5 protein-coding genes and 1 pseudogene are annotated in these 5682 nt (G+C 73.2%); 4 read left to right on the top strand and 2 right to left on the bottom strand.

Annotated elements, in window-relative coordinates:
- Positions 1 to 133 precede the first annotated feature (133 nt).
- Positions 134 to 518 (top strand): annotated as a pseudogene (locus LJ221_RS01070) (hypothetical protein); the annotation flags it as partial.
- Between the two features lie 112 nt (positions 519 to 630).
- Here the strand turns inward: LJ221_RS01070 and LJ221_RS01060 are convergent.
- Positions 631 to 1677 (bottom strand): aminotransferase class V-fold PLP-dependent enzyme, encoded by a 1047-nt coding sequence (locus tag LJ221_RS01060; RefSeq protein WP_241712902.1) that lies wholly within the window; start codon positions 1675 to 1677, stop codon positions 631 to 633.
- Between the two features lie 516 nt (positions 1678 to 2193).
- Here LJ221_RS01060 and LJ221_RS01050 point away from each other — a divergent pair.
- From LJ221_RS01050 to LJ221_RS01040, 3 genes are all read left to right on the top strand, one after another.
- A complete protein-coding gene (locus tag LJ221_RS01050) occupies positions 2194 to 2466 on the top strand; it encodes a GlsB/YeaQ/YmgE family stress response membrane protein (protein WP_241712858.1) in 273 nt (90 codons plus the stop codon).
- 106 nt (positions 2467 to 2572) lie between these two features.
- Complete coding sequence (locus LJ221_RS01045) at positions 2573 to 3682, top strand: TerD family protein (RefSeq protein WP_241712856.1); 1110 nt, start codon at positions 2573 to 2575, stop codon at positions 3680 to 3682.
- A gap of 277 nt (positions 3683 to 3959) precedes the next feature.
- A complete protein-coding gene (locus LJ221_RS01040; protein ID WP_241712854.1) occupies positions 3960 to 4151 on the top strand; it encodes a hypothetical protein in 192 nt (63 codons plus the stop codon).
- 139 nt (positions 4152 to 4290) lie between these two features.
- Here LJ221_RS01040 and LJ221_RS01035 read toward each other — a convergent pair.
- On the bottom strand, positions 4291 to 5682 hold a 1392-nt coding region (locus LJ221_RS01035; protein ID WP_374228343.1), incomplete at its 5' end, for an alkaline phosphatase PhoX.

Genomic DNA, 5682 nt, shown 5'->3' with positions numbered 1-5682 from the left:
GGGGCCGGACCGTGCGGTCCGGCCCCCTCCGCGCTCGCCCGGGGCTCAGCCCCTCCAGGCGGACCACAATCGCCCCGTTCCTGGTGATCCAGCGGTTCCGGAGCCTGGATCCGCTGTCCGGAACGGTGAAGTCCTGAGGCCGCCGACGATCCACGGCGTGGCACGGGAGGCATGGGTCTCCCGGTTCCTCAACGGCGGGCACAACGTCAGCCCGGCCGCGGCGGACACGGTCAGGGCCGCGATCCGCAGGACTGGCCACGTCGTCAACCGGCACGCCCGCAGCCTGATCACCGGCCGTTCCGACCCGGTGGCCTTCCCGCTCACCGAACCGCAGGAGAGGTTGTTCGAGGACCCCAACTTCAACGTGCCGCAGCGGGCCCACCGCCAGGATCGCCCATGTGACGGCCGACGACCGCGACGGCGCCCGTGACATCGTGCGGCACCTGGTCTCGCTCGGACGCCGCCGCACCGCCACACCGCCGGCCGTGGAACCGGATCAGCTCGGAGAAGGCGCGGGTGCTGCTGGACCTGATCGGCGGCGAGGAGCCGTCCGCGGTGATCCCGCCGACCGAGCCGGTGCGCAGGCAGTCGGCGTGACCCCGCGGAGCCGGGGCGGCGGGGGCTGTGCGGTCATGCCCGGGGCAGCGCCGCCAGCAGCCGCTCCACGTCCTCGGCCGTGTTGTACAGGTGGAAGGCCGCGCGCAGGTTCCCCGCCCGGCCCGAGACCTCCACCCCCGCCCCCTTCAGCGCCTCGGCCGCCCCGCCCAGTCCGGGCACCGCGACGATCGCCGAGTCGCCGGGCACCGGGCGGTGGCCCCGCTCTGCGGCGCCGGCGCGGAAGCACGCGGCCAGGGCCCGGTCGTGGGCGCCGACCACTTCCGGCCCGGCCTCCTCGATCAGGGCCAGGGAGCGCTCGGCACCCAGGTAGGGCAGGAAGGCCGGGGAGATGTCGAAGCGGCGGGCGGAGCGGGCCACCTCCTCCACCATCCCGTAGCAGCTGTCCCAGGGCCGCTCCCCCGCGATCCACCCCGCCTGCAGGGGCACCAGGTCCCCGCCGTCCCCGGGCACGGTGAGGAAGGAGGCCCCGCGCGGGCACAGCAGCCACTTGTAGGCGCCGCACACGGTGTAGTCGAAGGCGTCCGCGTCCACCGGCAGCCAGCCGGTGGCCTGGGTGGTGTCCACCAGGGTGCGGGCGCCGTGGGCCCGAGCGGCCCCGGCGACGGCGGCGAGGTCCGCGAGACGGCCGTCGGCCGACTGCACGGCGCTGACGGCCACCAGCGCGGTGCCGGGCCTGACGGCGTCGGCCAGCTCATGAAGCCCGGCGGTGCGCAGCTTGAGGTCGGCGCGCATCGCGAACGGGTTGACCAGGGAGCTGAAGTCGCCGTCGGCCACCAGCACCTCGGCGCCGGGCGGCAGTGAGCCCGCGACCAGCGAGACATGCGCGGAGACGGCGGCCCCCAGCGCCACCCTGTCCGGGGCCAGCCCAGCGAGCCGGGCGAAGCGGGCACGAGCCTGTTCGATCACGGCGAACCAGCGCACCATGTCGATGCGCCCCTCCACCGTCTCCTCCACCGCCTCCCGCAGCGCGGCGGCGGTGCGGGAGGGCGTCAGACCGTGCGAGGCGGTGTTCAGGTAGACGGCCGTCGGTGCGAACTCGGCCCGCGCGAGGTCGCGCAGGCGCGGCAGGTCCGGTGTTTCCGTCGTCTCGGGTGTTTCCGGCAGGGCCGGCGCTCCCGGCAGTGAGGTCTCCACGGACACCACTGTGTCGCCCCGGTTCGCCGCTGTCCATGGTGAATTGTCTTGCCCAGCCTCAAAGGATCCCTTATGGAAGAAGCGCCATTCCCTTTCCGCGGTCCGCTGAAGAGTCCGCGGCCGCTCTCCGCGGAGGGCGGCCGCGGAACGGGGCGGGGCGGGGCGTCGGCGTGATCGATGGTGACGTCCAGGTACACGCCGTCGGCGACCTCGTCGGCGAAGGCGGGCAACTGGTAGGTGGCGCGGCCCGGTTCGCCGTTCAACCGGACCTCGCCGAGAGCGGTCTCGGCATCCGCGGCGGCGACGGTCTCCCCACGGGCGGCCTCCAGTTCCTCGGCCGCCGCCCGGCCGAAGGTGTTCGAGGACCCTCACGTTCGGGCATGATGGCCCGCGAAGATCGCGTACCGCGGGCCGGAGCCCGCGGCGGGGAGGGGTTCGACCGTGGACATCGTGAGCTGGCTGGTACTCGGACTGGTCACGGGGATCGTCGCCAAGGTCCTGCTGCCGGGCCGCGACCCGGGCGGCCTGGTGGGCACCACGCTCATCGGTATCGTCGGGGCGTTCGTGGGCGGCTGGCTGTCGGCGAACTACCTGGACCGTCCCGTGGAGCGGGACTTCTACGACCCGGCCCTGTGGGTCTCGGCGGTCGCCGGTTCCCTGGTGCTGCTGATCGCCTACCGCCTGTTCTTCGGCCACTCCCGCCCGCCTCGCTGAGGCCCGGCTCGCCCCCCCGCTCCGGCCCCGCCGGAGCGGGGCGCCCGGACGGCGGAGGTAATGGAACCGCAAAGCCGCCTGGTCCGTTATCCGGACCATGACTGCAATGACTCCCGGCTCGAACCTCCCGCTGTCCACCGCGCGCGTGGCGGTGGACGTGACCGCGCCGGCGCGGCTCGACGTCTCCGGCCTGCTGATCACCGCGGACGGGAAGGTACGCTCCGACGACGACTTCGTCTTCTACAACCAGCCCTCCGCCCCGGGGGTGGCCCACAGTTCCGCAGGCGGTCTCGACACCATCACCGTGGACACCGCCGCGGTGCCCGCCGGCGTCGAGAAGGTCGTGGTGACGGCCAGCCTCGACGCCCCGGGCGCGACCTTCGCCGGCACCGAGCCCACCGCGACCGTGCGGGACGCGGCGAGCGGCGCGGTGGTGGCCACCTTCACCCCGCCCCGGCTGGGCGCGGAGACGGCCCTGGTGGTCGTCGAGGTGTACCGCAGGGGCGTCGCCTGGAAGGTCCGCGCGGTCGGCCAGGGGTACGCCGACGGGCTGGCGGGCATCGCCACGGACTTCGGCGTGACGGTGGAGGAGCCCGCCGCGCCGGCCGCGCCGCCCGCCGCCGTTCCCGCCACACCCGGGAAGATCAACCTGGACAAGGGCCGGGTGGACCTGCGGAAGCACGAGACCGTCTCCCTGGTCAAGGGCGGCAAGCCGCTGCTGACCTCGGTCCGGATGGGGCTGGGCTGGGAACCCGCCTTCCGCGGCAAGGACGTCGACCTCGACGCGTCGGTCATCGCCTACGACGCCAACCGCAAGAAGATCGACAACTGCTACTTCGGCAGGCTCGCCATCCTGAACGGGGTCATCCAGCACTCCGGCGACAACCTCACCGGCGAGGGCGCGGGCGACGACGAGGCCATCACCGTCCACCTGAGTGACCTGCCGCCGCGGGTGACGGGCCTGGTCTTCACGGTCAACTCCTTCTCCGGGCAGAAGTTCACCGAGGTCGCCAAGGCGTACTGCCGCCTGCTGGACGCCGCCACCGGCGAGGAACTGGTCCGCTTCGACCTGACCGGCTCCGAGCCGCGCACGGGCGTGCTGATGTGCAAGCTGATCCGCCAGTTCTCGGGCGAGTGGGAAATGACGGCACTGGGCGACTACGTGGACTCCCGCACCGTCCGCGGCATGGTGAAGCCGGGCGGCGCGGCCCTGTAGAGGGACCGGCGGGAGGTGGAGGAGGGCGGAGGGAGACGCGCGGGAGCGGTGAAGGGGCTTGCCACCGGGCTCCGGCCCCGGCGCGGGAGAGCGGGCGGGAGTGATGTCCGTCGCATCCTCCGACTGCCCCGACAGGCCCAACTCCCCGCACCAGCAACCATATTCGCAGGTCAGCGGCGATTTCGGGCATTTGCGGAGCGATTGAGGTTTGAACTACACGGCGGAGGGGAAGAAAAAAGAACCTGCCGCTGTCATACCCAGCCCCTACGCTGGTCATATGTCCTCCACTCCCGAGCAAGGACCCGCGGTTTCCCGGCCCCAGACCCCCGCCCAGGCGAACGAGGCGCTCCGCGCCTTCGTCCGCGCCCACGGGGACCGTCCCTGGTCCAGGGCGGAGCTCGCCGAGCTGGACCGACTGCGGAGCCTGTGGCGGGCGGCCGAGCGGCACGGGATGACCACAGCGGCCTGAGAACCGCGCACGGCGCCGACACGTCGTGCGGAAGGGCCCTCCGGCGAGATGATCTCCCTGGAGGGCCCTTCCGCATGGCCACCGTCCTCCGCCCGGCCCGCCGGTGAGAGCGGCGGCGCGGCGCCGGTTCACCGCCGGTTCAGCGGTGCCGCCAGGGGCCGGTGATCGCCAGCAGGACGCCGGGTTCCTGGATCCCCGCGAACAGCGTCCGGCCGTCCCCCGAGAAGCAGACCCCGGCGAACTCGCTGTACTCCGGCTCCTCCTCCGTGCCGATGTTCACCTCGTTGCGCGCGACGGGGAACGCCCGGCCGCGGTCGTCCGCGGCCATCAGGTGCTGGAGCCCCTCGCCGTTCTCGGCGATGATCACCCCGCCGTACGGCGAGACCGTGATGTTGTCCGGGCCGTCGAGGCCGCCGGGCTCGTGCGGGTCACGGTTGACCCCGAAACGCAGCCTGAGGGTGAGGGTGCGGCGCCGGGGATCGTAGAACCACACCTGGCCGTCGTGGGGCTCTCCGGGGCTGTCCATGTCACGTGCGTAGGAGGCCACCACGTACGCGCCGCCGTCGGCCCACCACATGCCCTCCAGCTTGCGGGCGCGGGTGACATCCTCCCCGGTGAACTGCCTGCGGACGGGTACCTCGCGGGCGTCGCGGTCGGGGACATCCACCCAGTCCACCCCGTAGACCGTGCCGGGGCGCACCGCGCGCGAGAGGTCGTCGACGAACCGGCCGCCGGAGTCGAAGCAGCGGAACGCCTGGAGGACGCCCGCGTCGTCGGCCAGTGAGCGCAGCCCTCCCCGCCCGTGCCGGAAGCCGTGCGGCGGCACCCACCGGTAGAGCAGGCCGTTGGGACCGGAGTCGTCCTCCGTCAGGTACATGTGACCGCGCCGCGGGTCCACGACGACGGCCTCGTGGTCGAAGCGGCCCAGGGCCTTGAGGGGTCTGGGGTCGCGGCCCGCGCGCCGGTCGCGCGGATCGACCTCGAAGACGTAGCCGTGGTCGCGGGTCATGCCCCGCTCACCGGCCCGGTCGGAGTTCTCCTCGCAGGTCAGCCAGGTGCCCCAGGGGGTCACTCCGCCCGCGCAGTTGGTGGAGGTACCGGCGATGGCCACCCACTCGGCAAGCTTCTCCCCGTCGTGCGAGACCTCCACGACCGTGCAGCCCCCCGCGGCGGCCGGATCGTAGACCAGCCCCTCGACCAGCGGCACCGGATGCTCCCAGTCGCCGCGGGGGCCCTTGAGCTCGTGGTTGTTGACCAGCAGCGTCCTGCCCCGGGGGCCGTCGAAGGCGGCGGTGCCGTCGTGCCGGGCGGGGGTGTACTCGCCGGTCTCCAGCCGGGTGACACCGCAGTGCGTGAGGACGCGGTACGAGAATCCCGCGGGCAGGGCGAGCACCCCCTCGGGGTCGGGCAGCAGCGGACCGTAGCCCCGCGTCCCGTCGTCCTCCCGCCGCCCCACCGAACTCAACGAACACGCCGGACTCCGGCCCTGCCTGACCGCGGAACCGGATCCCATGGCCGGTGGAGTTTCCCC

This window comes from Streptomyces sp. CNQ085, from assembly GCF_022614595.1.
Taxonomy (GTDB): Bacteria; Actinomycetota; Actinomycetes; order Streptomycetales; family Streptomycetaceae; genus Streptomyces.
Note: the sequence above shows the minus strand (reverse complement) of the source record. Positions and strands in the feature narration are given on the sequence as shown.

Bases quoted from the DNA above. Each gene is read 5' to 3' on its own strand.
- LJ221_RS01040 (WP_241712854.1), top strand. From the start codon at position 3,960: ATGTCCTCCACTCCCGAGCAAGGACCCGCGGTTTCCCGGCCCCAGACC.
- LJ221_RS01045 (WP_241712856.1), top strand. From the start codon at position 2,573: ATGACTCCCGGCTCGAACCTCCCGCTGTCCACCGCGCGCGTGGCGGTG.